This window comes from Bacillus sp. 2175 (assembly GCF_057812155.1).
Window position 1 is genome coordinate 4,276,332 of the sequence record NZ_CM173819.1, and the last position, 26,297, is coordinate 4,302,628.

Consider the following 26,297-nt stretch of genomic DNA (forward strand, 5'->3'; position numbering starts at 1 on the left):
AATGCATCATGTATGCAGTTCACTCTTGAAGTTTAGAGGTGGTAAGCTTGTCTTTTCGTATTAGGAAGCTCACAGCCTAAGGCTTCCCTCTCTGAGAATCGTAAAATACAACTCATGTCCTCATCATTACTTTTATAAAATATCTTGTCGAAACTTGTTGTTTTTTATTATATGGGCTATTTTTTAAAAAATCAATAGTTTTATTTTTTCTGACAAAAAAATATAGGGAGAAAATTTTCCCTCCCTATAACTGCCCTATTAAAATTTCTAACTCTTCAGCTGTAACGCTCCGCCACTTTCCAACTTCAAGCTCATTTAGCTCTATATTCATAATGCGTACTCGCTTTAGCTTTATTACAGTAAATCCGAAAGCACGACTCATTCTACGAATTTGCCTGTTCATTCCTTGCGTTAAAACGATACGAAATGTTGATTGATCGACTCTTGTCACTTTGCACGGCTTCGTCATTCCATCTTTAATCTTTACACCGCTGGACATCTCATTAATAAACCAGTCCGTAAAAGGTTTATCGACTGTGACAACATATTCCTTCTCGTGCTCATGATCACCATGTAAAATTCGATTCGCAATGCCGCCGTCATTCGTTAATAAGATAAGTCCTTCCGATACTTTATCTAATCGTCCAACTGGAAAGATTCGCTCTGGATAATTGATATAATCAATAATATTATCTTCAATATGATCAGCTGCTGTACAAGTAATTCCGACTGGTTTATGAAAGGCTATGTACACCTTTTCTTTCTCTTCTTTTACAATAACTTGCCCATCAATCGTTACAACATCACCATCGCTCACAAGTTCACCGTGCGTACATATTTCACCATTAATAGCCACGCGTCCAGCTTTAATGAGGCGATCTGTTTCACGTCTGGAGCATGATTTTGCTTCGCTTATGTATTGGTTGATTTTCATGTTCTATTCCTTTTCACATATATTAAAAGCGTCAATCTATGGCAATATCATTCTGCCACGATTGACGCTTTTTCACTTCGCAAAAACAACTAAATAAATAACCCCAATCACCAAAAATATTCCGCAACAAGCTAACAATACTTTTGCAAGTTTGTCCATAAACATATAATGGTTTCCCCTTTGTTTCGTTGTTTTCTATTTTAATTCGACAACTGTTACGCCTAGGCCTCCCTCGCCCATGTCACCGTAACGGAAGGTTTTTACACCGCGATGCTTCTTCAAGTAATCTTGTACACCTTGGCGAAGTGCTCCTGTCCCTTTACCGTGAATAATTGATACGCGAGGATAGCTTGCAAGCTGGGCATCGTCTAAGTATTTCTCAACGCGCGCCATTGCATTTTCAAATCGCTCACCACGAAGGTCAAGTTCTAATGAAACGTGATAGTCTCTACCTTTTACCGTTGCAACTGCTTTTTTCTCTGTTTGCTTCGGTGTGTTAATGTATTCCATGTTAGATTCTTTTACTTTCATCTTCAGAATACCGATTTGTACGCTCCACTCAGTATCGCTTACTTTTTCAAGTAATTGACCTTTTTGACCGAACGTTAATACTTTTACTTCATCACCTGCACGTAACTGTTGTTTCGGCGCAGTGTTTTTCACGTTTACTTTTTGTTTCTTAACAAGCTCTGGTGCTGCGCCTTCTAGACGGCTCTTCGCTTCAATTAACTCGTGGTCTTTCACGTTTGCAAGCTGTGCTTTACGCAATTGACGAAGTTCTTGAATAATGCCTTCTGCTTCTTTCTTTGCAGCTTCGACTTTTTCTTCCCCTTCTTTTTGCGCTTTTAATAATCGTTCATCGCGATCTTCGTTAAATTCAATAATTTGACGTTGTAATTCACGATGAAGTTTTTCAGATTGTTTGCGAAGTGCTTCTGCTTCGTTCCAGTCACGCTCTGCGTTCTTCTGGCTTTCTTCTAACTTCGCAATCATATTTTCAATTTTATTCGTATCTGTACTAATGTGGTTGCGTGCTTGGTCAATAACGCGATCAGATAATCCAAGACGTTTCGAAATTTCAAAGGCATTACTACGGCCTGGTACACCGATTAATAATTTATAAGTTGGACTTAATGTATTTACATCAAACTCAACACTCGCATTAATAACTTGCTCACGGTTATATCCGTATGCTTTTAATTCTGGATAATGCGTCGTTGCAACAACGCGAGCACCGCGATTACATACTTCATCTAAAATCGAAATTGCTAGTGCAGCCCCTTCTTGTGGGTCTGTTCCAGCACCTAATTCATCGAATAAAACTAAGCTTTCAAAATCAGCTTTTTCTAAAATATCAACGATGTTCACCATATGTGAGGAGAACGTACTTAAACTTTGTTCAATCGATTGCTCATCACCGATATCAGCAAATATATTTTTAAACACACAAATCTCTGACTCATCCATTACTGGAATGTGAAGACCAGATTGCGCCATTAAAACACAAATACCAACTGTTTTCAGCGTAACTGTTTTACCACCTGTATTCGGTCCTGTAATAACAATTGTCGTGAAATCTTTACCTAACATAATGTTATTTGGCACAATAATTTCTGGATCGATTAGCGGATGGCGAGCTTGTCTTAAATCCATATAACGCTCGTTATTTACGATTGGTTTCGTTGCTTTAATTCGCTTTGCATAAAAAGCTTTCGCAAAAATGAAATCAAGATTCGCAACTACTTCTACGTTTGATAAAACGATATCGGCTTCTACTGCCACTTCTTCTGTTAACATCAATAAGATGCGTTCGATTTCTTGTTTCTCTTTCACACGAGCTTCTTGCAGTGCGTTATTTAATTCTACAATGACTTGCGGTTCAATAAATAACGTTTGTCCAGAAGCTGATTGATCGTGAACAATACCACCATATACGCCGCGGTATTCTTGTTTTACTGGGATTACGTAACGTTCGTTACGAATCGTTACAATCGAGTCAGACAGCATCTTTTGCGCATTTGAAGAGCGCGTCATATTTTCTAATTTTTCACGAATACGGCTTTCCGCAGTACGAATTTGAGTACGAATACCACGCAGTTTATCACTTGCGCTATCGACTACTTCACCGCCGTCACCGATACAATTTGTAATTTTCTTTTCTAAATCATATAAAGATACAATTTGAGCGACGTGAGTTTCTAAAATCGGAAGCTCGACACCGTTATCAGCCATATCTTCAATGAAACGTTTCATATTACGACTACCATACATCGTATTCGCAATATCAAGTAATTCATTTGGACTTAACATACTCCCAATTTTTGCACGCTTCACATTTGAGCGAATATCCGTAATACCACCTAATGGTGCACTACCTTTTAAACGAATAACTTTCGCTGCTTCATCCGTTGTATCTTGCATTTCTACAATTTCTTCAAAATCAGTGCTCGGCACTAAATGCTTCACTTTGTCACGGCCAAGTGAAGAGGCTGTATGTTCAAGTAATTGTTCTTTTACTTTATTGTATTCTAATACACGCAACGTTCTTTCTAACATGTTGCAGGTCCCCCTTGCGTTACTTATTACGTTTAATATAGTCTAATAAACGTTCAATATCCCATGTGTTAATCACGTTATCTTTTTGAATCCAACCTTTACGTGCTGCTGCTACACCTGTTTCCATATCTTCTAACATTTCAAGTGTATGAGCATCTGTATTAATCGCTACTTTTACACCAGCATCTTGTGCTTGTTTTAATAATTTAGCGCTTAAATCTAGACGGTTCGGATTCGCATTTAATTCTAAAACTGTATTTGTCTCTTTTGCGAGTTCAATTAATAAATCTGTATCTACATCATAACCCTCACGGCGCCCGAGAAGACGTCCTGTCGGATGAGCAATCATTGTGACATGTTTATTCTCAAGTGCAGTACGCAGACGCTTCATGATCGTTTCACGGTCTTGTGAGAAGCTAGAGTGAATCGCTCCAATAACATAGTCTAATTCTTCTAATACTTCATCATCAAAATCAAGCGAGGCATCTGGTAAAATGTCCATTTCAATTCCGCGTAAAATTGTAATGTCTGGATACTTTTCATTCATACGTTCAATTTCTTTCGCTTGCTCACGAAGACGCTCTTTCGTTAAACCATTCGCTACTTTTAAGTATTGCGAGTGATCAGTAATCGCCATAAACTTATATCCACGAGCACGGCACGCTTGTACCATTTCTTCAATAGAAAAAGCACCGTCACTCCAAGTTGTATGCATATGTAAATCACCTTGTATATCGGAAAACTGAATTAAGTTCGGATACTCTTTAATTAATTCAATTTCTTTTCCATCTTCACGCACTTCTGGCGGAATAAATGGTAGACCGAAATGAGCAAAGAAGTCTTCTTCAGTCTCAAATGTTTTCACTTCACCTGTTTCTAAGTTCTCTACACCGTACTCACTAATTTTCTCGCCTTTATCTTTTGCGATTTGACGCATTTTTACGTTATGGTCTTTTGATCCTGTGAAATGGTGAAGTGTTGTAATAAACTCTTCTGGTTTTACTAAGCGGAAATCGATTGAAATATCATATTCATATTGAAGACGAACAGAAACTTTCGTATCCCCACTTGCGATTACCTCAATCATATTATCGAATTGTAGTAAATGCTCACGTACCGTTGCTGGTTCTGTCGTTGCAATGATAAAATCTAAATCTTTCACTGTTTCACGAACACGGCGCAAACTACCAGCGCGAGAGAAACGAATTACTTCAGCAATATTCGACAATTTCTCCTCTATTTCCCCGGCAATAGGCAATACCATCGCAATTGGTAAACGCTCTGGACGAGAGCCTACTTGATCGATTGCTTCTAATATTTTCTCTTCTGTCTTCTTACCGAAACCAGCTAAAGCTTGTACTTTATTTTCCTCACAAGCAGCTTTTAACGTCTCCATATCAATAACGCCTAGCTCTTTATATAACTTAGCCACCTTTTTACCACCAAGACCTGGTAGTTTTAATAACGGCAATAAGCTACTCGGTACTTCTTTTTCAAGTTCTTGTAATACTTCAGATGTTCCCGATTCTATATATTCTTGAATAACGGCTGCTGTTCCTTTTCCGATGCCCGGAATCTTTGTGAAATCTTCAATCTCAGAAAGACTACGATCGTCACTTTCTAATGCTGCTGCCGCTTTACGAAATGCAGATATTTTAAATGGATTCGCACCCTTTAGTTCCATAAAAAGCCCGATTGTCTCTAATAATTTGATAACTTGTTTTTTATTTACTTTCATCATTACCCCGCCTTTCTTTCATAGAAAAAAACTTCTCTTTCCGAAAAAAGAGAAGTTATACTCTGCTACCTGTCTGCCATAGTTCCTTCACCTTTTCAGATAGAATCGGTGTATCGTCTACAATTATTTTGCTAATTGATGATTTTTGTAATGGTGTTTGTACTTGTTCAATCGGAAGAATGTTTCCAATGATAATTAAGACAAACAAAACAATATATACTTCTAAAAATCCGAGGATTGCCCCCGCAAACGCATTTACTTGCTTTAAAACCGGTATTTCTGCAAACATATTTAACAAATTACCAAGTAATGAAAGTGCTATTTTTGTAATAATAAACAATATGATAAACGCAAGCGCTTGATAAAATACTGTCTCAATATTATTTGCATCAATCCATTCTGGAACAGATACGTTTTTATCAAATGGATACGGAATAAATTTCGCAAGTGCTGGCGCTAAATCTTTACAGTACCAGTATGCAACAAGGTATGCGATAATAAAGCTTGTTAACTTTACAAGTTGCAGAATAAACCCTCTGCGTAAGCCGAGGAAAAATCCCATAACAAGCAGTAAAATGATAATAATATCAATCATGTTATTCCATTCCTTTTTTTGTCATACTTTCTTTCAATTTCTCATGTTCTTCTTTTAATTTTATGTAATCGTGTATGACGTTTACCGCCGTCAATACCGCTAGTCTACTCGTGTCAAGCGAAGGATTCTTGGCATTGAGTTCGCGCATTTTATCATCCACAATCGCTGCTACCATGCGGATATGACTTGTACTTTCATCGCCAACAACTGAATATTGCTGACCATAGATTTCTACATTAATTCGACTTTTCTTTCCCTTTTGTTGTGACAACTCACCGGCCTCCAATCACGTACAGAATCCTAAAGTTTATCATACCATGAACCTTCATAATATGGAAACAGAAAGAACAATCCGATATGATAAAAATAACAATATAAAAAAAGGGGCGACCATTATGTCAAATTCTATCGTAATTCAAACAAATTCTACAGTAATTGAAGACATGAAACAACAATATAAACATTCACTTAGCCCGAAAATTCCGCAAGGCGGTATCTTTATGGCTAAGGTGCCATCTTGCACGATTACAGCGTATAAATCTGGAAAAGTAATGTTCCAAGGAGGCCGCGCTGAAGCAGAAGCTTCTCGTTGGCAAACTGTCTCTCACGCGCCGAAAACAGCTGTAAAAAAATCTGTCGATTCCCATCGTTATGCGCCGCCTACTTCCATCAGTACAATGTCTATTGTAGGGTCTGATGAAGTTGGTACGGGAGATTTCTTTGGACCGATGACAGTCGTTGCTGTATATGTGGATGCGAAGCAAATTCCACTACTAAAAGAACTTGGTGTAAAAGACTCTAAAAACTTAAATGACGATCAAATTATTGCCATTGCGAAACAACTTCTACACGTTGTTCCTTATAGCTCTCTTGTCCTTCATAATGAAAAATATAACGAGCTATTTGATAAAGGAAACAACCAAGGTAAGTTAAAAGCCTTGCTACATAATAAAGCTATTACAAACTTATTAGCGAAAATGGCACCTACAAAACCTGAAGGCGTCTTAATCGACCAATTCACACAACCTGATACATACTACAAATATTTAGCAAAACAAAAACAGGTACAGCGTGAAAATGTTTATTTTGCTACGAAAGGTGAAAGCGTCCATTTAGCAGTAGCCGCTGCTTCTATTTTAGCTCGCTACTCATTCGTAAAACAGTTTGACGAACTAAGTAAAAAAGCTGGTATGCCACTTCCGAAAGGTGCTGGTAAACAAGTTGATATCGCTGCTGCTAAATTAATTCAAAAGCTTGGTAAAGAACGATTACCCGAGTTTGTGAAACTGCATTTCGCTAATACGGAGAAGGCGCTTCGCTTATTAAAATAGTATCGACAAAAACAGGAGCCTACAAACTCCTGTTTTTTGTTTCATCCTACTATTGTCCTTATAGTTTTGTTATAATTATAATATACAGATTATTCTAACATAGGAGGAGATCTACATTGCTACTTCTACAAATGATTCTAAATATTTTACTAGGCGATCCACACGAAAGACAGTTCGAAATTAGAGAAAACATTCAGCTACTAAGTGGACAACCAGCGTTCAACGATTTAATAGAACGTTATGGTCGATCTTTCTTATTAAACTTTCGGATTCGAAGATTTATCGGGAAACACGATGCACGCTTGTTAATACATAATCCAGCAAAACTACAACACTTCTGTGAAGAACTTGAATGTATGATTAGAAAAAGGAGGTTTTTCATATGAACGCTGTAAAAGTTAAAAAGGTACGATATGCTTTCGTACACCTCGTAGGTCCACTTTCTTACCTCACTATTTCTATCATTTGGGGAGCTTTTTTCACTACTAAATCCACATTCGAAAATATATATGATAATCTTGGCGTGATGGCCATCTATTACGTGTTCATGAGTTTACTGTGGTTTTTCTATTTAGATCGATTAGACAAAGACATAAATAAGATTACAAAAGAAATTAACGATAATAAGATGTAACACATAACAAAGGAGAGCCCTTAAGACTCTCCTTTGTTATGTTAGCTTCGTTTCTGCTTCTTATTTGATGAAGATACTTTATGAGAACCTGTTTCATGTGTCGTCGTTCCTTGTCCTTCAACTTCTGGAGAACCTAGGCCCGATCTTGAATGATCTTTTTTCACTTTTTTACTCATTTATATTCACCCCTTCGCGTTACTTTTTGCTACGAGGGAATAAACTATACAATATGTAAAATAAAAAGCGAGAGGAAATCCTCTCGCCTTTTTTCATATTTTAGAATTCAGAAGAACCTGGAGTTCTTGGGAATGGAATTACGTCACGGATGTTAGCCATACCAGTGATGTACATTAGGAAGCGCTCGAAACCTAGACCGAATCCAGCGTGTTTTGTACCGCCGTATTTTCTAAGTTCTAAGTACCACCAGTAGTCCTCTTCGTTCATACCTAATTCTTTAATTCTGTCTACTAAAACGTCCATTCTTTCTTCACGTTGGCTTCCGCCGATTAATTCGCCGATGCCAGGAACTAGAAGGTCAGTAGCAGCTACTGTTTTACCGTCTTCATTTAAACGCATGTAGAATGCTTTAATGTCTTTCGGATAGTCAGTTACGAATACAGGGCGTTTGAAGATTTCTTCTGATAAGTATCTTTCGTGCTCTGTTTGTAAGTCAATTCCCCATTCTACTGGGTATTTGAAGTCAGCACCTGATTCTTGAAGCACTTTAATTGCTTCTGTATAAGTGATGCGACCGAAGTCAGAGTTAATTACGTTGTTCATGCGCTCAAGAACTGTTTTATCAACGAAGCTGTTGAAGAATTCCATTTCTTCTGGTGCATGCTCTAATACGTATTTCATTGCATATTTCAGCATATCTTCTGTAAGGTTCATTACGTCCCCTAGTTCAGCGAATGCAATCTCAGGCTCAACCATCCAGAACTCAGCAGCGTGGCGAGTTGTGTTTGAGTTTTCTGCACGGAATGTAGGTCCGAATGTGTATACGTCACGGAATGCTAATGCATAAGCTTCAGCGTTCAGCTGTCCACTTACTGTTAAGTTTGTTTCTTTACCGAAGAAGTCTTTTGACTCATCAACTTTTCCGTCTTCACCTTTTGGTAGGTTATTTAAATCTTGCGTTGTTACGCGGAACATTTCGCCAGCACCTTCTGTATCACTACCAGTGATGATTGGTGTGTGAACATGTACGAATCCACGCTCTTGGAAGAATTGGTGAATCGCAAATGCTGCGATAGAACGTACGCGGAACGTTGCAGAGAATGCATTTGTTCTTGGACGTAAGTGAGCGATTGTACGTAAGTATTCAAACGTATGACGTTTCTTTTGAAGTGGGTAATCAGAATCTGATAAACCCTCGATATCAATTTTTTCTGCTTTAATTTCAAATGGTTGCTTCGCTCCCGGCGTTGCAATTACTTTACCTTCTACTTTAACTGAAGAGCTAAGTGGAAGTTTTGCAATTTCTTTGAAGTTCTCTAATTCTGTATCGAAAACGATTTGAACGCTTTTAAAGAAGCTACCGTCGTTTAATTCGATGAAACCAAATGCTTTTGAATCACGTAAGTTACGAATCCACCCTGATACTTGTACTGTTTGATCTGCATACTTTTCTGTATCTCTATACAGACTTTTTACTAATGTGTTTTCCATAGTGAAATTCTCCTTTGCTCATATATTTAAATACAAAAAAACCTTTCATCCATAAAGGGACGAAAGGTTAAACTTCGCGGTACCACCCAATTTGTCATAAAGACCAACTTTAACTCGTATGTAATACATACTTCCCGGTTTGTAACAGGCCGGATTCCCGTCTAAGTCTACTCTTGAATACAAAATTCAATTTCGGTTAGCAACTCCAAGGTGTTCTTCACATATACCGCCTCATCAGGCTCTCACCGTCCCTGACTCGCTTTGGATTATAGTATATACTACTTTTCCTTATCATCGTCTTTCATTTTGTTAAACTAAAATTAATGTACTACATTCGAGAGAAAGATGCAAGGTGTCGGAAAATATATGAGCGATTTTTGTAATATATCGACTTACCGACAGTGTCCGACAACCAATCCAATAAAAAAATTGCCGGAATGAATCCGGCAATTTTCTAATTACTTACGTAACTCCGCACCGAATTTCTCTTCTACCGTTGTTAGTACACGGTTATGTGCTTCTGTTACTTCTTCGTCTGTTAATGTACGTTCTGCATCGAAGTAAGTCATAGAGAATGCAAGTGATTTCTTGCCTTCTTCCATTTTTTCACCTTCGTATAAGTCGAATAGTGTTACGTCTTTCAGAAGTTCTCCGCCAGCTTCAGCAATGACTTGCTTCATTTCACCAGCTTTTGTTTCTTTTGTTACTACAACAGCCATGTCACGTGTCATAGATGGGAAACGTGGAATTGCTGAGTAGTAAGTTTCCTCAGCGTCTGCACCGAATACTTTTACAAGAGATAATTCAAATACGAATGTATTTTTCACATCTAATTGTTTTTCTGCTTCTGGGTGCAATTGACCGATGAAACCAATTACTTCGCCATCTAATACGATGTCAGCTGTACGGCCTGGGTGCATACCTTCACGTTTTGCTGGTGCATATGTGATTTGATTTGAAACGCCAAGCACGTCGAATAGTCCTTCTAGTACACCTTTCACAACGAAGAAGTCTACTACTTTCTTCTCACCTTGCCATGCATGGTGAAGAGCAAGACCTGTCATAACACCTGCAAGATGTTGTTCTTCTTTCGGAAGTTCTCCTTCTTCTGTCGGTAAGAAGATAGAACCTACTTCGTATAAAGCAACGCTGTCGTTTTTACGAGCGACATTGTATGAAACTGCTTCTAGTAATTGCGGTACTAAGCTTAAACGAAGTTGGCTACGTTCTTCACTCATTGGAAGTGCAAGACCTACAGGCGCCTTTTCGTTTGGCTCAACCATATATTGTTTCGCTTTGTCAGCGCTTGTTAATGAATACGTAATTGCTTCATATAAACCAGCACCCTCTAAGAAGCGGCGTACTTTACGACGTTTCGTTTGTGCTGATGTTAATTTACCACGAGTCATCGTTCCAGAAGGTAATGTAACTGGAATGTGGTCATAACCGTATAGACGGCCCACTTCTTCTACTAAGTCTTCTGAAATTGTAATATCAGGACGACGTGCTGGTACATTTACATGGAATGTTCCTTCTACTTCTGTAAATGGGAATTTCAAGTTTGTGAACATTGTACCCATTTCACTCGCAGAAATATTTGTACCTAATACACGGTTTACTTTTTCAGCAGTAACAGATACTGTACGCTCTTGTACTTGTAAGTTGTCAGCTTCTACTACACCTTCAAGTGCTTCACCGCCAGCATATTTCGCCATTAAAGCAGCTGCGTGTTGAATTGCTTCAAATGTACGTGTTGGATCGATTCCTTTTTCGAAACGTGCACTTGATTCACTACGAAGACCTAAGTCTTTTGATGTACGACGTACTGTTTGACCTGCAAAGTATGCAGACTCAATTAGAACGTTTACTGTCTCATTTGTAACTTCAGAATCCGCCCCGCCCATTACACCAGCAACAGCTAAAGCTTTCGTGCCGTTTGTAATTACAAGATGGTGGCTTTGTAATGTACGCTCTTGATCATCTAACGTTTCAATTTTTTCGCCTTCTTTTGCAAGACGAACAACGATTTCTTTTGAACCTAATTTATCGTAATCGAATGCATGTAACGGTTGACCGTATTCCATTAAAATGTAGTTTGTAATATCAACTACGTTGCTAATTGGACGAATGCCAGCTGCCATAAGACGAGTTTGCATCCACATTGGTGATGGACCAATCTTTACGTTTTTAACCATTTTTGCAATGTATAACGGGTTTTCTTCTTTCGCTTCTACACTTACAGAAATATAATCAGAAGTTTTTTCTGCTGTTTCTTGTAAGTCGATAGCTGGAAGTTTTACTTCGCGGCCATAAATAGCAGCTACTTCATATGCAACACCTAACATGTTTAGGCAATCTGCACGGTTTGGTGTTAAACCAAGCTCAAGTACTTCATCGTGTAAGTTTAAAATTTCAAGTGCATCTGCACCAACTTCAGCGTCACTTGGGAAGATGAAGATACCATCTGCATATTCTTTTGAAACTAACTTTCCATCAATGCCAAGCTCTTGAAGAGCACAAACCATACCGTGAGAAGCTTCACCACGTAGTTTTGCTTTTTTAATTTTGAAGTTACCAGGAAGTACAGCACCAACTTTTGCAACTGGTACTTTTAAACCTTTTGCAATGTTAGCAGCTCCACAAATAATTTGAACTGGCTCTTCTTCACCGATATCGATTAAGCATTTGCTTAATTTATCAGCTTCTGGGTGTTTTTCACATTCTAATACGTGACCAACTACAACACCTTTTACACCTTTATTTAATACTTCAACGCCTTCTACTTCAATACCACTTTTCGTGATTTTGTCTGCTAGTTCTTGTGCTGTTACATCTTTAATATCTACATACTCTTGTAACCAACGATATGATACGAACATATTTATCCTCTCCTTCCCTTACGCTCGTTTGAATTGTTGTAAGAAACGTACATCATTTGTATAGAAATGACGAATGTCATCTACTCCGTATTTCAACATTGCGATACGCTCTGCGCCCATACCGAATGCGAAACCTTGATATTCTTTTGAATCATAACCAGCCATTTCAAGTACGTTCGGGTGAACCATACCTGCGCCTAGAATTTCAATCCAGCCAGTTCCTTTACAAGTGCCGCAACCTTTGCCATGACACATCATACAAGAAATATCCATCTCTACAGATGGCTCTGTGAATGGGAAGAAACTTGGACGAAGACGGATTTCACGATCTTCACCGAACATCTTTTTCACGAATACTTGCAGTGTACCTTTTAAGTCACTCATACGAATGTTTTTATCAATTACAAGACCTTCAATTTGCATGAACTGATGCGAATGCGTCGCATCGTCGTCATCACGGCGATACACTTTACCAGGACAAATAATTTTGATTGGGCCTTTTTCTTTATTATTTTCCATCGTACGTGCTTGCACAGAAGATGTATGTGTACGTAGTAACGTTTCTTCTGTAATGTAGAATGTATCTTGCATATCACGCGCTGGGTGATCTTTCGGTAAGTTTAGTGCTTCGAAGTTGTAGTAGTCTTTTTCTACTTCTGTTCCTTCAGCTACTTCATAACCCATACCGATGAATACATCTTCAATTTGCTCAACAACAGCTGTTAACGGATGGTGACAACCTGTTTCAACAGGACGACCTGGCAGTGTAACATCGATTGTTTCAGTAGCTAATTTCGCTTCGATTACTGCTTTTTCTAAGTTACTAATTTTGTCATCTAAACGCGTTTGAATCGCTTCACGCACTTCATTTACTAATGCTCCCATACGTGGACGCTCTTCTGCTGACAATTTTCCCATGCCGCGTAATACTTCTGTAATTGGGCCTTTTTTTCCTAAATACGCTACGCGTACGTCGTTTAAGCCCTTTAGCTCTTTCGCTTCTTCAATAAGCTCTAACGCTTTTTGCTTTAGCTCTTTTAAACGTGCTTCCATTTTGGAACCCTCCTAATTTTAAAAATAAAAAAACCTCGCTCCCAAAAAGGGACGAGGTAAATTCGCGGTACCACCCTAAATTGACAGAACAAGTCTGCCCACTCATTAGTTATAACGATCAATTCTGACCGGAACGCCTTTACATATACATGGTCCTGGCGTCAACTCCAGAGGTGAATTCACTTCCGTCTACCATAAGAATGCTTTCAGTCTACGGCACTCTCTCCCTATATGGCGATTTTGTAAGTTACTCTTCTCTATCAACGTTTTTCGTTATTTAACTTTTAATATAATGTACTTCAACTTATTATAAGAAGTTTTTTATTTGTTCGCAACCGGGCTTTGCAAATAATACGTTAAAATCCCTGCTGCAACCGCAACATTTAATGATTCTGCCCCGCCGTAAATCGGAATATACAAGTTTTGATCCGTTTTTGCAAGAATTTCTTGGCGTACGCCATTTCCTTCATTTCCTACAATTAATGCAAAACTGCCAGCCGGCGTTACTTCACCATACGGAACTCCATTTTCAAGAGCTGTTCCATATACAGGAACGTTGTTTTCTTTTAACTTGTCTACCCATTCTTCTAAGTTCCCTTTTACAATTGGTAAGTGGAAAATAGAGCCTTGTGTAGAGCGGAGTACTTTACTATTGTAAACATCAACACAACCTTCTCCAAGCACAACGGCGTGAATACCAGCTGCATCAGCTGTACGAATAATTGTTCCTAAATTACCTGGGTCTTGCAGGCCATCTAATAAAAGGAATTTCCCATCAGTAAGAGCTACTTCTTTCTCATGCTTCTCACAAACAGCAAATACACCTTGTGTCGTTTCTGTTTCACGAAGTATTTTGACAATCGCCTCAGGTACGATATACATTTCCACATCATTAACTGTCCAATCTTTCGGAAGGTCTGTCTGATCTGAAACGATAAGTTCTGTTACAATTCCTGCCTTCAAAGCTTCCTCGACTAAGTGGAATCCTTCTACAAAAAATAAACCTTTTTTATCGCGTTCTTTTTTCGTTTGCAGCTTTTTCCACTGCTTTACACGCGGATTTTGTACTGAATCAATGTTTTTCATAATATGTATTTCCCTCTCTTCTTGTCTTATCATTATAGCCTATTTTTCATACATATTTACATAAAAAAGAACAAAAACTAACGTCAGTTTCAATTCTGAAGAAGAGGTGAAAGCAATGAGTTTTAATTTACGCGGTGCTGTATTAGCGAATGTATCTGGAAATTCACAAGATCAATTACAAGAAACAATCGTCGATGCAATTCAAAGCGGTGAAGAAAAAATGCTTCCAGGTCTTGGCGTTTTATTTGAAGTCATTTGGAAAAACGCTGATGAAAATGAAAAGCACGAAATGTTAGAAACACTAGAGCAAGGATTAAAAAAATAAGCAATTTGAAAATCACCTTTGCATAAGCTAAGGTGATTTTTTTGCAGAAAAATTTTTTCTTCTCCTAAACATTTCTACTTTACTAACGAACTATGATGGAGTACAATGTTCAAAATACATTTAAACCGATCGATTTTTCTTCATATACACCATAAGATAAAAGGAGTGAATGTTTTATGCACCGTATTACGCTTGAACAAATTTTTAAACACCACATTACACAAAAATACGTAAACCGTTCTGGAATGGTCCACGCGATCGCTGTCGCTTACCATGCGTTTCACCTAGCCAAAAAGCATCACGCCTCAGTCGATGCTGCCACAAAAGCTGGCTTCCTTCATGATATCGGACATCATACGTGGTACACAGGCGGTGAATGGGATTATGACTTATATAAAAAGAATGATATACACGCAATTAAAGGCGCTGAAAGAGCACATAAATTACTTATTAGATTAGGAGAACATCCAAAACTAGCAAAAGAAATTTCTATTGCAATTCTTCTTCATACAGATTCTTTCTTAGTGGAACAAGAAATTGAAAGAACATCTCTTCAAAATATTATTAAATGGGCAGACGAAGCAGATGAAGAACCGGGCGGAGCGCATCATTATCGAACAATTTCTTATGAAAAAGCACTTAAAGCAATTCAGCAATTAGATCGATTGGTAGAGCGTGAATTGCAAATAGAGCAAGCAAAATTGAATAACAAGACAGAACATAGTTATCAATGAGAAAGAGGCATCACTACAGGGTGATACCTCTTTTATTATTTTATGGAAAATACACCTTTATATGTAATATTTAAATATTACGCCTGAAAACAAAATGCCTTATAATTAAATATACAAATATAAAGAGGTGATTCTACATATGCAACCCGCTACACAACTTTCTAATGAACAGAAATACTCTATGTCATGGGGACAATTTATTAGCTCCGTTGTATTCGCTTTTTTCGGAACCGGACTTATTACTGTGTTCCTCGCAATGCCCTTAACAATTTATACAGCCAGTCTTACAGATAAAAAACAAATTGCCCTGTATGAATCTATCGTAAATACTGCAAGTATTGTATTACAGCTAGCCGTGTTGTTATTCTTCATTTTTAAATTCGAACCCGCAAAAAAATTACTACTACAATCATTTAACTTTAAAGCACTGAAAGAATGGCGTACATACGTATACTTACTTCTTTTCTTCGCTATAAACATTTTACTCAATTACATCTTGTTAAATTATGTGTTCCAAGACGCTACAAAGCAGCAATCTTCCGCACTAAACTTAGATGTCTTTAAGCAGTATCAAATATTATTACTTCTCGGCTTTGCAATACTCACACCAATTTTTGAAGAGCTTATTTTCCGTGGCTTTATACTTCGCTTTTTCTCAGAACGCTTTCCATTTTGGATTGCAGCGATTATAACAAGCTTCTTCTTCGGTATCGCTCATACATACTCACTTGGCGTAATGGTCATTACTTTCTTCATGGGATTATTAATGGCTATTTTATGTAAAAAAACAAAATCCATTATTCCAGCTATGTTATTTCATATTATGAATAATATGTTGGCATTCTTGAATTAGAAAGAGGTATCCTCACGATACCTCTTTTATTAATTCGTATAATCACTTCTCATTTCCATCAATTTATACATATTTATTAATATTATCCAAAATAAACTTCATGTAGTAAAATATAACTTAATTCATATAAAGGAGTTTACATATGTTTAGTGTTATTTGGATGCTTTTCACGCCACTTCTCTTACTATGCGGGATTGCTGGTGGTATTTTTTTAATAGTAACAGGAATTAAATATCGGAAATTACTCGTTGGTTTAATGGGGCTACTTAGCCTATCCTTTGTCACACTACCTTTTGTTTTTTTAAGTATAGGAATTAATATGGATACAATATTCCCCATTCCAACTGCTCTTTACTGGACCCTATTTTCTTTAACTGGATTATTAGCAGGGATAAGTGGATTCCAAGCAAAAATTAAAAGTATACGTAATATGGGGTTCATTATTTTTACCATTGGAATATTAGGGGTTATCTTCTGGGTACTCATGTCTGTAGGTGATTGATTCTATATAACTTTTTTCGAAACCCACAAATCGGAGGTAATACAGAAATGTTCGGAATATTAATTTGGATGATTTTAGCTTTTACTTTAATGTTATGCGAATTCATCGTCGGCATTTTTTTAATTATTGCTGGTATGAAATGTCGTAAATCATTTACTATTATAGCTGGTTTAATTAGCATATCTCTTATCGTTGTTCCTATCATTTGTATAGGTTATGGAATAGACTTAGAGGGGATGATTCCAATTTCAGGAACTTTATATTGGGGTCTCTTCTCTTTAGCTGGACTATTAGCTATAGTAAACGGAAGACACATATCGAGTATTCGTTCTATGGGGACGATTTTATTTATAACAGGATTATGCTCTGTAAGTGGTTATTACCTTTTATATCTTACTCTTTAAAAAGACAAAAAAAGCAGGGAAATTAATTCCCTGCTTTTCTATTTGGTTTATTGCCTGATGGTAAGAAGAACGATAACACCCAAGCGATACCTGCTAGTATCGTTGCGATTAAGAAGGCATCGTTAATACCGTTAATTGCAGATAGCTTTGAAATTTGTCCATATAATAGTTGTGTGCTCATCGCGTCTCCTGCTTGAGCTGATCCAGCTAAGGCCGCTAAACTTTGCCCCATGCCATGTATTTTATCAACTAAAATTGGGTTTGATGTTGTTAACATGTTGCCGTAATCTGCTACGTGAGCAGTCGTTTGTTGCGTCATAAGTGTAATTAAAATCGCTGTTCCGATTGAACCCGCTACTTGTCTTGACGTATTTTGCGTTGCTGTACCGTGAGAAATTAATTTCATCGGCAGCGCGTTCATACCAGCCGTCATAATTGGCATCATAATGAATGACATACCAATTGAACGTATAATATAATCCGTCATAATAACGCTATACGGTGTATCCATCGATAATTTTGTAAATTCATATGTCGCATACGTCGTAATTGCCAATCCAATTATCGCTAATGGACGAATGCCATATTTATCGAATAATTTACCCGCTACTGGTCCCATGATCCCCATAATTAATGATCCTGGAAGAAGTAGTAAACCAGATTCAATTGGCGTAAAGCCACGAATGTTTTGCAGATATACTGGAAGCAATAACATACCTCCGAATAATGCCATCGTAACGATTGCGTTAATTACTAAAGTGAAAGTAAATACTGGATATTTAAATACTTGTAAATCAAGCATTTTATTGTCCGTTGTTAACTCTCTCCAAATAAATAACGCTAAACCAATTACACCAATGATAAGTGAAATAACAACTTCTGCACTAGTCCAACTATTATTTCCAGCCTCACTAAATCCGTACAGCAAGCTTCCTAGCCCAATACTTGAACTAACAACACCAAATACATCTAATTTTGTTTTAGACACTGGCTGAGCTAGTGTAAAGAATTTTAAAGATAGGAACGTAATAATTAAACCGATAATAAACATCGCATAGAACATTAAGTTCCAGCTGTAATTTTCAATTACCCAACCTGTTACAGTCGGTCCGATAGCTGGAGCTAAAATCATCGCTACACCTAGTAACCCCATCGCTGCTCCGCGCTTATGAGGCGGGAACAATGTCATAAAGATATTCATACCAACCGGCATTAAAATACCCGCACCAACTGCTTGAATTACGCGGCCCGTCATCATCATCGTAAAGTTTCCGGAAGTAGCACAAATGATAGATCCTACCGTGAAGAATAACATTGCTGCTACGAATAATTTACGATACGTAAATCGTGAAACTAAAAATGCACTAATCGGTACTAAAATACCATTTACAAGCATGAAGCCTGTAATTAACCATTGTGCTGTTGAAGTTGATACGTTAAATTCATTCATTAACGGAGGTAATGCAACGTTAATGATTGTTTGGTTTAAAATAGAAACGAACATGCCGAGAATTAATACAGCTACAACTGCTTTTACGTTCACATTCTCTACAGGCGTAGACATTTGTTTTTTCGGCACTTCTTTTTCTTGTTTTACTTCTTCTTGCTTTCCTGTTTCTAACTCAACTACATTAGAAATTTCCGATTCTTGCTTTCGTTCAATTTCTTTCTCTTCTGTTTCAACTTTACTTATTTCTATTTTACTTACGGCTGGGACTTGTTCTTCTCCCATTTTCGTTTTTTTCTTTCGTAAAAGACGATTTACAAGGAAGAAGACGATTATACAAAATAGTGCATATCCTGCAATTACAATTGAGGACATCTCATCTCCCCCTTACTTATGAATACGAACTGTCACATTCATGCCAGGAACAATATTTACTGATTTGCTATGATCTAAAGAAATTTTAACTGGTACTACTTGTGTTACTTTCGTATAGTTCGCTGTTGCGTTGCTTGATGGCAACATAGAGAATGTATTCGCTGTTGTTAAGCCAACTTGTTCTACTTTTCCTGTTAACGTTGTATCTGGGTATGCATCTACATACACATCTACATTTTGACCTTTTTGAACATCATCAACATCTGTTTCTTCAATGTTTGCTGTTACCCATAAATTGTTCATATCAAATGCATAAGCAATCGGGCTACCTGCTCCAACGAAAGCATTTGTTGTCGCGTTTGATTGTACAACTGTTGCATTTTGTGGAATTGTTACATCTACTGTTTGTTCTCCATTAGCTGCCGCTACAGTAACAGTACCTAATTTATCGTTCTCATTATAATTTTTTCCTACTTCAGCTTTCCATTCAGTTAGTTTACCTGCTACTGGTGAAGCAACCGGAATTACCTTTCCATCAATCTTTGCATTGTCTGTTTTTAAGTAATTTTCCGTTTGATTGTAATAGTAATAACCGCCAATACCGCCGCCAACTAGTACAATTAATGTGATAATGTTGATAATTACCATTCTTCGAAACTGATTCATTGCATTCCTCTCCTTATATCGCATATAATTTTTTTCTAAACTATTTATGTCCTTATTGTTTAGATTGTTTAATTGTTAATTATATTAACCTTTTAACAAAAAAATCACACCATTTGCAGCGTAAATCGAAATTTATCTACCTGCGAGCGGTGCTGATTTCTGAAGGACTATCGTTTATAATTATAAATAATTATTTTGAATCTACAACCGACAATTTATGTATGAAATGTCGGTTAAACAACAATATAATACCAATATGTTGTTTAAGTATAGAAAATTAAACGAGGGGAAATAAAAATGTCTATTAAAAATACAAATGATCCACGTGTAAAACGGACGAGACAACTCATACAGGATGCTTTTGTCGCTTTAGTAGGCGAAAAAGGTTTTGAAAATGTAACTGTTCAACATATTGCAGAACGCGCTCCTGTAAACCGCGCTACATTTTATAGCCATTACCACGATAAATATGACTTACTAGACAAAAGCATTGAAGAAATGTTAGAAAAGCTAACTGAAGTAATTAAACCAAGAAATAGAAATAAAGAAGATTTCCAACTAACATTTGATTCGCCACATCCAAGTTTTTTGGCCTTGTTCGAACATATTGCAGAAAACACTAACTTCTATAACGTCATGCTTGGTGATAAAGCGGCCGGAAACTATACGTATAAGATGATGAAAGCAATTCAAACGCATTTAACATTAAGCCTCTCTATTTCACAACCTAACGATGAAAAACTAATGGTTCCACGCGATATTCTCATTAGTTATGTTACTGGTGCCCATCTAGGGATGATTATGTCATGGCTAAAAAGAGGGATGATATATACCCCGCATTTTATGGCGATGCAATTAACTCGTTTAATTATTTTAGGTGCTCATACTGCAGCGGGATTAGAACGGCCTTTTTAAAACATAAAAAAGCGAAGGAGAATGTCCTTCGCTTTTTCTATTAATTAAATGTAATGTTATGTACAGCCTCTTTATCAAGACGTTTAATAACTTCTACAATTAACTTTACTGCATTTTCATAATCATCACGGTGTAACATTGCCGCATGAGAATGGATATAGCGCGTTGCAATTGTAATTGCCATAGAAGGAATACCATTTACAGCAATGTGAATCGCACCCGCATCCGTTCCTCCGCCCGCTACTGAATCATATTGATACGGGATTTGTAATTCATCAGCAACATCAACTACGAAATCACGTAAACCTGTATGTCCAATAACAGAAGCATCATATAAAATGATTTGTGGTCCATCGCCCATTTTACTTTGCGCTTCTTTTGACGTTACACCCGGTGTATCTCCAGCGATACCAACATCTACTGCGAACGCGATATCTGGTTTAATATAATTCGCAGATGTTTTTGCGCCACGAAGACCAACTTCTTCTTGTACAGTTCCAACGCCGTATACAACGTTTGGATGCTTTTCATCTTTTAATTGTTTTAATACGTCAATTGCAATTGCACAACCGATTCGGTTATCCCATGCTTTTGCAAGTAACATTTTTTCATTCTTCATCACTTGGAATTCAAAGTAAGGTACAACTTGATCTCCTGGTCGTACGCCCCACTCCATTGCTTCTTCTTGGCTAGAAGCACCGATATCGATGAACATGTCTTTAATTTCAACTGGCTTTTTACGAGCTTCTGGAGGTAAAATGTGCGGTGGTTTTGAACCAATTACACCTGTTACATCTCCTTTACGCGTTACAATCGTCACGCGCTGCGCAAGCATAACTTGTGACCACCAGCCACCAACCGTTTGGAAGCGAAGGAAACCTTTGTCATCGATTTGTGTAATCATAAATCCAACTTCATCTAAATGACCTGCAACCATAATTTTCGGACCGTTTTCTTCCCCTACTTTTTTCGCAACTAAACTCCCTAAATTATCAGTAGAAAGTTCGTCCGCAAACGGCTCGATATATTTCTTCATTACTTCACGTGGTTCACGCTCGTTACCGGCAATACCACGTGCATCTGTTAATTCTTTTAGCATTGTCAATGTCGCGTCTAATTTTGTCATTGCCAACACCCTCCTTTTTCTTCAGTCAATTTATTATACAATAATTAAATTGAAATATTCAAAAATTAAATTAGTATCCTTGTGTTTGACGCTGATGATTTACTTCATTTTTATCTAAATATGCTTTTTCAATCTCTTCTTGCTCAAATTCAAGTGCTTGTCCAAGTCGAAGATAGCTCGTAAATAATTCAATATAGTTTGTAATAGATGGTTGATCTGTAAAACGAATTACTTTCGCATATGTGTCTAAGAAAATTTCCACTTGTGTTTTATTCGTTTGTGCACATTTATAGAATAGGAAGTTTTTATCAATACCTAAATCAATTCCGATTGATAAAATAAAATGCAAACCATCTACGTACTCTTCTAATATTACTTCACGTTCCGAAGCTGGTTTGTTGCTCCAATATTTAAAACAACGTGTTTCATTTGCAAGTTCTCCAATTTCTACAAGAAGAGCTAACATTTTTTCTTTTAACAATTTTTTCGGTTGTAAGTCATGTTCTTTTGCAATACGGTCATCTAATTCTTTTTGTAATTTAAATAGTTGTAGTAAGTCCATTCTATTGTCCTCCTCCAACATCGCATTTTTCGCAACAATGTTGTTTCATCTCAAAGTTCATTATTATGTTTCAGTTCTTATGAATAAGTCAGCTATCTACCTCTTTATAAAATAGCTTGTCCTTAATTTACAAATACGTTTCAGTCATCGCTCTTAAATTGTTCATCTGATGAAAGTTCCATATCATCTTTCCATTATAGCAGTGTCGTTTCGGCTAGGAAAGATACTCTTCTTTCCAAAAGAGCAGAATTAAAAAAAGCCAGGAGTATTCTCCTGACTTCATATATATATTCTTCTATACTGCTATAACTTTTATATTGATTTTGTCATATTGATAATGACATAGTCGTTAATCTTTAGAATTTCTTTTCACTTCTAACTTCTCTTTGAATACAAATAAAAAACCTTAGAAGAAAATTCTTCTAAGGTTTTAACTAATTAATTAGTTAATGTTGTTTTTTGCAACTGTTGCTAATTCAGCGAAAGCTTTTTCGTCATGAACAGCTAAGTCAGCAAGCATCTTGCGGTTAACTTCGATGCCAGCATTTTTAAGACCGTGCATTAAGCGGCTGTAAGAAAGACCATTCATACGAGCTGCTGCGTTGATACGTGTAATCCATAATTTACGGAAGTCACGTTTCTTTTGACGGCGGTCACGGAATGCATACATTAGAGATTTCATAACCTGTTGGTTAGCAACCTTGAATAATGTATTTTTTGAACCGTAGTAACCTTTTGCTAATTTAATTACTTTTTTACGACGTTGACGAGTAACTGTACCACCTTTTACTCTTGGCATAATATTACCTCCTAATTGTTCTATATATCAGCCGAACTTATTTTAAGTTGTCAAGCATTTGACGAATGCGTTTGAAGTCACCAGCGCTTACTACACCAGCTTTACGTAGTTTACGTTTAGCTTTTGTAGATTTGTTAGCGAATAAATGGCTTGTGTAAGCGTGAGAACGTTTCAGTTTACCTGATCCAGTCTTTTTGAAACGCTTTGCAGCGCCGCGATGAGTTTTTTGTTTAGGCATAGGTATTTCCTCCTCTATCTATTACTTATCGTTTTTCGGTGCTAAAACTAAGAACATACTGCGTCCTTCCATTTTAGGCTTAGATTCAACTGTACTAACTTCAGCACAAGCTTCTGAGAAGCGATCTAAAACACGTTGACCGATTTCTTTATGAGTAATGGCACGTCCTTTAAAGCGAATTGACGCTTTAACCTTGTCGCCTTTCTCTAAAAACTTGATAGCATTACGAAGTTTTGTGTTAAAGTCGTGTTCATCAATTGTTGGACTTAAACGAACTTCTTTCATGCTAATTACTTTTTGATTTTTGCGCTGCTCTTTTTCTTTCTTCTGTTGCTCAAAGCGGAATTTACCGTAGTCCATAATGCGGCATACTGGCGGTTTCGCATTTGGAGCAACTAATACTAAATCAAGATTAAGATTTGCAGCTAAGTCTAAAGCGTCATTACGAGACTTGATTCCAAGTTGATCGCCATTTGCGCCAACTAAACGTACTTCACGTGCACGAATTTGCTCGTTAATCATCATATCCTTGCTAATAGTAAGCCACCTCCAAGGTTTTCTCAGAACATATTTTGTAGTCATAGAACCCGAACAAAAAAAGTGCGGGCATACGACACCCACACTTGTAAAATCTTAAGTAAGAAATACATTTACCTGTTAACTGCGAATGCGTCCATCAGGTGAGAAGCGGGTGCTTCTACTTGTTCCACAAAACAATATTCTATTATCCTTGATGAGTTTATCATAGGACATGACGTCTGTCAAGAAGACGCGATGTGTTTTACTAACAACAAGAAATATTGTAACAAACAACTAACATACTTGCAATACTTTTTTATGATAAGTGTCACATGGTTATTTTTTCTAATTTCTCTCGAGTATATTACATAAAAAAGCCGCGGTATACCGCGGCTTTTTCTTATCGTTTTCCTTCTACTTTAATCATGTCAACAAAAGCATCTAATGCGATTGTTTCTGATTTTTGTTCACCATATTTACGTACGTTTACGCCGTTTTCAGTTACTTCATTGTCACCTACTACAAGCATGTACGGAATTTTTTGCATTTGTGCTTCACGGATTTTGTAACCGATCTTCTCTTCACGAGTGTCTAATTCAACACGGATACCAGCACGACGCAATTCGTCTTGTACTTTCTTCGCATAGTCTAAATGTACTTGCGGAGAAACTGGAATTACTTGTACTTGAACTGGAGCTAACCATGTTGGGAATGCACCTTTGTATTCTTCAATTAAGAAGGCTACAAAACGTTCCATAGTTGATACAACACCACGGTGAATTACAACTGGACGATGTTGTTTACCGTCTTCACCAACGTATGATAATTCAAAGCGTTCTGGAAGTAAGAAGTCTAATTGTACAGTTGAAAGTGTTTCGTCTTTTCCAAGAGCAGTACGAACTTGAACATCAAGTTTTGGACCGTAGAATGCCGCTTCACCTTCAGCTTCATAGTAATCAAGACCCATTTCATCCATAGCTTCTTTTAACATACCTTGTGCTTTTTCCCACATCTCATCATCCGCATAATACTTTTTAGTATCTGCTGGGTCGCGGTAAGATAGACGGAATGAGTAGTTCTCTAAACCGAAATCTTTGTACACTTCTAGAGTTAAGTTTACAACACGTTTTAACTCTTCTTTAATTTGATCTGGACGAACGAAAATGTGCGCATCGTTTAAAGTCATTCCGCGTACACGTTGTAATCCAGATAACGCACCTGACATTTCATAACGGTGCATTGTTCCAAGTTCTGCAATACGGATTGGTAATTCACGGTAGCTGTGAATATCATTTTTATAAACCATCATATGATGAGGACAGTTCATTGGACGAAGAACTAATTCTTCGTTATCCATTTCCATTGATGGGAACATGCCATCACGGTAGTGGTTCCAGTGACCAGAAGTTTCATAAAGCTCTCTGCTCCCTAGTACTGGAGTATATACGTGATCATAGCCTAAGCTTGCTTCTTTATCAACGATGTAACGCTCGATAATGCGGCGGATTGTTGCACCTTTTGGTAACCAAAGTGGTAAACCTTGTCCTACTTTTTGGCTATTAGTAAATAGTTTTAATTCTTTACCTAATTTACGGTGATCGCGCTCTTTCGCTTCTTCAAGCATACGTAAGTGCTCATCTAATTCTGCTTTCTTAACGAATGCAGTACCGTAAATACGTTGTAGCATTTTATTATTGCTATCGCCGCGCCAGTAAGCACCTGCAACGCTTAATAATTTAAACACTTTAATTTTCCCTGTAGATGGAAGGTGAACACCACGACAAAGGTCGAAAAATTCGCCTTGCTCATAGATTGAAATAACTGCATCTTCTGGAAGATCGTTAATTAAATCTAATTTTAACTCATCGCCGATTTCTTCAAAGCGACGAATTGCTTCTGCACGTGGTACTTCATGACGAACGATTTCTAAGTTCTCGTTCACGATTTTTTGCATTTCTTTTTCGATTTTCTTGAAGTCTTCAACTGTAATTGCTTCTTCCATATCAATATCGTAGTAGAAGCCATTTTCAATTACTGGACCAATGCCAAGCTCAACCTTAACATCTTTATATAAACGTTTTAACGCTTGTGCTAAAAGGTGGGCTGTTGAATGGCGTAAAATATATAGGCCATCTTCAGAATCTAATGTAATGATAGAAACTGCACCATCTTCTTCGATTGGTGTAACAAGATCGATCATCTCATCGTTTAATTTTCCAGCTACAGCTTTTTTCTTTAAGCCTGGGCTAATAGAAGCTGCGATTTCTTCAGTTGTTACGCCTTTTGGAAACTCCTTCACAGCTCCATCAGGGAAAGTAATTTTAACTACATCTGCCATCACTGGTCACTCCTCTTTTT

At 37.3% G+C, this 26,297-nt stretch carries 27 protein-coding genes and 4 other annotated features (1 of these 31 only partly in view); of the genes, 9 read left to right on the top strand and 18 right to left on the bottom strand.

Features of this window, described 5'->3' with window-relative positions; all coding sequences use genetic code 11:
• Positions 1 to 136: a binding site (T-box leader), on the bottom strand (it extends 120 nt beyond the left edge of the window).
• A gap of 108 nt (positions 137 to 244) precedes the next feature.
• From ACXKY9_RS22165 to zapA, 5 genes are all read right to left on the bottom strand, one after another.
• Positions 245 to 934, bottom strand: a complete 690-nt coding sequence (locus ACXKY9_RS22165; protein WP_000700747.1) for a 23S rRNA pseudouridine(2604) synthase RluF — start codon at positions 932 to 934, stop codon at positions 245 to 247.
• 195 nt (positions 935 to 1,129) lie between these two features.
• Positions 1,130 to 3,490, bottom strand: coding sequence for an endonuclease MutS2 (locus ACXKY9_RS22170; protein ID WP_000893713.1), 2,361 nt, complete (start codon positions 3,488 to 3,490; stop codon positions 1,130 to 1,132).
• A 19-nt stretch (positions 3,491 to 3,509) separates the two neighbouring features.
• A complete protein-coding gene (gene polX / locus ACXKY9_RS22175; RefSeq protein WP_000867520.1) occupies positions 3,510 to 5,228 on the bottom strand; it encodes a DNA polymerase/3'-5' exonuclease PolX in 1,719 nt (572 codons plus the stop codon).
• Between the two features lie 55 nt (positions 5,229 to 5,283).
• Positions 5,284 to 5,823 (bottom strand): CvpA family protein, encoded by a 540-nt coding sequence (locus ACXKY9_RS22180; RefSeq protein ID WP_000565412.1) that lies wholly within the window; start codon positions 5,821 to 5,823, stop codon positions 5,284 to 5,286.
• Between the two features lies 1 nt (position 5,824).
• Positions 5,825 to 6,094 (bottom strand): cell division protein ZapA, encoded by a 270-nt coding sequence (gene zapA / locus ACXKY9_RS22185; protein ID WP_000082701.1) that lies wholly within the window; start codon positions 6,092 to 6,094, stop codon positions 5,825 to 5,827.
• Positions 6,095 to 6,218: 124 nt separating this feature from the next.
• On the opposite strand from zapA, the gene rnhC reads away from it, so the two are divergent.
• The 3 genes from rnhC to ACXKY9_RS22200 all read left to right on the top strand — a co-directional run bounded on the left by rnhC (position 6,219) and on the right by ACXKY9_RS22200 (position 7,788).
• Positions 6,219 to 7,154: a ribonuclease HIII gene (gene rnhC, locus ACXKY9_RS22190; protein ID WP_000071568.1), complete on the top strand. Its 936-nt coding sequence runs from the start codon at positions 6,219 to 6,221 to the stop codon at positions 7,152 to 7,154.
• A 116-nt stretch (positions 7,155 to 7,270) separates the two neighbouring features.
• Positions 7,271 to 7,540 (top strand): hypothetical protein, encoded by a 270-nt coding sequence (locus tag ACXKY9_RS22195; RefSeq protein ID WP_000925549.1) that lies wholly within the window; start codon positions 7,271 to 7,273, stop codon positions 7,538 to 7,540.
• Positions 7,537 to 7,788 (top strand): hypothetical protein, encoded by a 252-nt coding sequence (locus ACXKY9_RS22200; RefSeq protein ID WP_000994764.1) that lies wholly within the window; start codon positions 7,537 to 7,539, stop codon positions 7,786 to 7,788. Before ACXKY9_RS22195 ends, ACXKY9_RS22200 begins: the two co-directional genes overlap by 4 nt.
• A 41-nt stretch (positions 7,789 to 7,829) precedes the next feature.
• On the opposite strand, the gene ACXKY9_RS22205 is transcribed toward ACXKY9_RS22200, so the two are convergent.
• The 5 genes from ACXKY9_RS22205 to ACXKY9_RS22225 form a co-directional block, all read right to left on the bottom strand.
• The gene (locus ACXKY9_RS22205) at positions 7,830 to 7,964 is read right to left on the bottom strand and encodes a YuzL family protein (RefSeq protein WP_000039590.1); all 135 of its coding nucleotides are present in this window, start codon (positions 7,962 to 7,964) and stop codon (positions 7,830 to 7,832) included.
• Between the two features lie 100 nt (positions 7,965 to 8,064).
• Entirely contained in the window at positions 8,065 to 9,456 is a 1,392-nt protein-coding gene (gene asnS, locus ACXKY9_RS22210) for an asparagine--tRNA ligase (protein ID WP_000432177.1), read from the bottom strand.
• Positions 9,457 to 9,508: 52 nt separating this feature from the next.
• Positions 9,509 to 9,760 (bottom strand) — a binding site (T-box leader).
• A 154-nt stretch (positions 9,761 to 9,914) separates the two neighbouring features.
• Entirely contained in the window at positions 9,915 to 12,335 is a 2,421-nt protein-coding gene (gene pheT, locus ACXKY9_RS22215) for a phenylalanine--tRNA ligase subunit beta (protein ID WP_000498191.1), read from the bottom strand.
• 18 nt (positions 12,336 to 12,353) lie between these two features.
• The gene (gene pheS, locus ACXKY9_RS22220; RefSeq protein WP_000388219.1) at positions 12,354 to 13,388 is read right to left on the bottom strand and encodes a phenylalanine--tRNA ligase subunit alpha; all 1,035 of its coding nucleotides are present in this window, start codon (positions 13,386 to 13,388) and stop codon (positions 12,354 to 12,356) included.
• 44 nt (positions 13,389 to 13,432) lie between these two features.
• Positions 13,433 to 13,661: a binding site (T-box leader), on the bottom strand.
• A 48-nt stretch (positions 13,662 to 13,709) separates the two neighbouring features.
• On the bottom strand, positions 13,710 to 14,507 hold the full coding sequence (locus tag ACXKY9_RS22225) for a TrmH family RNA methyltransferase (protein ID WP_001986644.1): 798 nt from the start codon (positions 14,505 to 14,507) through the stop codon (positions 13,710 to 13,712).
• A gap of 82 nt (positions 14,508 to 14,589) precedes the next feature.
• Here ACXKY9_RS22225 and sspI point away from each other — a divergent pair, with 82 nt between their 5' ends.
• The 5 genes from sspI (at position 14,590) to ACXKY9_RS22250 (ending at position 17,292) form a co-directional block, all read left to right on the top strand.
• Positions 14,590 to 14,799 (top strand): small acid-soluble spore protein SspI, encoded by a 210-nt coding sequence (sspI, locus tag ACXKY9_RS22230; protein ID WP_000009509.1) that lies wholly within the window; start codon positions 14,590 to 14,592, stop codon positions 14,797 to 14,799.
• 176 nt (positions 14,800 to 14,975) lie between these two features.
• The gene (locus tag ACXKY9_RS22235; RefSeq protein ID WP_000554786.1) at positions 14,976 to 15,533 is read left to right on the top strand and encodes an HD domain-containing protein; all 558 of its coding nucleotides are present in this window, start codon (positions 14,976 to 14,978) and stop codon (positions 15,531 to 15,533) included.
• Positions 15,534 to 15,672: 139 nt separating this feature from the next.
• Positions 15,673 to 16,386, top strand: a complete 714-nt coding sequence (locus tag ACXKY9_RS22240) for a CPBP family intramembrane glutamic endopeptidase (RefSeq protein ID WP_001182126.1) — start codon at positions 15,673 to 15,675, stop codon at positions 16,384 to 16,386.
• Positions 16,387 to 16,528: 142 nt separating this feature from the next.
• Positions 16,529 to 16,888 (top strand): hypothetical protein, encoded by a 360-nt coding sequence (locus ACXKY9_RS22245; protein ID WP_000493175.1) that lies wholly within the window; start codon positions 16,529 to 16,531, stop codon positions 16,886 to 16,888.
• A 47-nt stretch (positions 16,889 to 16,935) separates the two neighbouring features.
• Complete coding sequence (locus ACXKY9_RS22250; protein ID WP_002062504.1) at positions 16,936 to 17,292, top strand: hypothetical protein; 357 nt, start codon at positions 16,936 to 16,938, stop codon at positions 17,290 to 17,292.
• A 22-nt stretch (positions 17,293 to 17,314) separates the two neighbouring features.
• On the opposite strand, the gene ACXKY9_RS22255 is transcribed toward ACXKY9_RS22250, so the two are convergent.
• Complete coding sequence (locus ACXKY9_RS22255; RefSeq protein WP_000095272.1) at positions 17,315 to 19,114, bottom strand: DHA2 family efflux MFS transporter permease subunit; 1,800 nt, start codon at positions 19,112 to 19,114, stop codon at positions 17,315 to 17,317.
• A gap of 12 nt (positions 19,115 to 19,126) precedes the next feature.
• The gene (locus ACXKY9_RS22260) at positions 19,127 to 19,780 is read right to left on the bottom strand and encodes an HlyD family secretion protein (RefSeq protein ID WP_001071421.1); all 654 of its coding nucleotides are present in this window, start codon (positions 19,778 to 19,780) and stop codon (positions 19,127 to 19,129) included.
• Positions 19,781 to 20,077: 297 nt separating this feature from the next.
• On the opposite strand from ACXKY9_RS22260, the gene ACXKY9_RS22265 reads away from it, so the two are divergent.
• Entirely contained in the window at positions 20,078 to 20,695 is a 618-nt protein-coding gene (locus ACXKY9_RS22265; RefSeq protein ID WP_000023672.1) for a TetR/AcrR family transcriptional regulator, read from the top strand.
• Positions 20,696 to 20,735: 40 nt separating this feature from the next.
• Here the strand turns inward: ACXKY9_RS22265 and ACXKY9_RS22270 are convergent, their stop codons facing one another.
• The 6 genes from ACXKY9_RS22270 to thrS all read right to left on the bottom strand — a co-directional run bounded on the left by ACXKY9_RS22270 (position 20,736) and on the right by thrS (position 26,277).
• Positions 20,736 to 21,821, bottom strand: a complete 1,086-nt coding sequence (locus ACXKY9_RS22270) for a M42 family metallopeptidase (RefSeq protein WP_000163555.1) — start codon at positions 21,819 to 21,821, stop codon at positions 20,736 to 20,738.
• 70 nt (positions 21,822 to 21,891) lie between these two features.
• Entirely contained in the window at positions 21,892 to 22,383 is a 492-nt protein-coding gene (locus tag ACXKY9_RS22275; protein WP_000365050.1) for a dUTP diphosphatase, read from the bottom strand.
• A 442-nt stretch (positions 22,384 to 22,825) separates the two neighbouring features.
• Positions 22,826 to 23,182 (bottom strand): 50S ribosomal protein L20, encoded by a 357-nt coding sequence (rplT, locus tag ACXKY9_RS22280; RefSeq protein WP_001138362.1) that lies wholly within the window; start codon positions 23,180 to 23,182, stop codon positions 22,826 to 22,828.
• Positions 23,183 to 23,219: 37 nt separating this feature from the next.
• Positions 23,220 to 23,420, bottom strand: a complete 201-nt coding sequence (rpmI, locus tag ACXKY9_RS22285; RefSeq protein WP_001125945.1) for a 50S ribosomal protein L35 — start codon at positions 23,418 to 23,420, stop codon at positions 23,220 to 23,222.
• Positions 23,421 to 23,441: 21 nt separating this feature from the next.
• On the bottom strand, positions 23,442 to 23,945 hold the full coding sequence (gene infC / locus ACXKY9_RS22290; RefSeq protein WP_000973215.1) for a translation initiation factor IF-3: 504 nt from the start codon (positions 23,943 to 23,945) through the stop codon (positions 23,442 to 23,444).
• Positions 23,946 to 24,008: 63 nt separating this feature from the next.
• Positions 24,009 to 24,129 (bottom strand) — a sequence feature (ribosomal protein L20 leader region).
• A gap of 210 nt (positions 24,130 to 24,339) precedes the next feature.
• Positions 24,340 to 26,277: a threonine--tRNA ligase gene (thrS, locus tag ACXKY9_RS22295; RefSeq protein ID WP_000786083.1), complete on the bottom strand. Its 1,938-nt coding sequence runs from the start codon at positions 26,275 to 26,277 to the stop codon at positions 24,340 to 24,342.
• Positions 26,278 to 26,297 lie beyond the last annotated feature (20 nt).